The 405-nt window shown below is 44.4% G+C and carries 1 protein-coding gene; it reads right to left on the bottom strand.

Features of this window, described 5'->3' with window-relative positions; translation table 11 throughout:
• Window positions 1–21: 21 nt before the first annotated feature.
• On the bottom strand, window positions 22–405 hold a 384-nt coding region (locus tag LPKJCM_RS14065), incomplete at its 5' end, for an integrase core domain-containing protein (protein ID WP_165758549.1).

A 405-nucleotide genomic window follows, 5' to 3' on the forward strand; every position in this document is an offset into this window, starting at 1 on the left:
TGAACCATGGAAAGCATTAAATCAGGCGGCCATTTGGCTCGTAAGTGTTGCGATTTCAACTTGTAAGGGGGTCTGGTAGCCCAGTGAACTATGAATTCTCTTCCTATTGTAGAAAGCATGCACATATTCAAAAAGGACAGCAGCGGCAGTTTCATAATTCTCAAAGACCGGCACTGGATAAACACATTCCTTTTTGAGGGAAGCGTGAAAGGATTCCATTGGCGCATTATCGTATGGACACCCCTTACGGCTGTAAGAGTGGCGGATATGTAGTTCTGTTAACCGTTGGTTGTAATCATCGCTGGTGTACTGTGATCCTAAGTCTGTGTGGATAATCAGGTCCCCAGTAATGGTTCGATTTTTAACCGCGCTTTCCAGGGTCTTTAAGACTAAATCAGTAGCCAT

The organism is Lentilactobacillus parakefiri, from assembly GCF_002157585.1.
In the GTDB taxonomy this organism is placed as follows: Bacteria; Bacillota; Bacilli; order Lactobacillales; family Lactobacillaceae; genus Lentilactobacillus; species Lentilactobacillus parakefiri.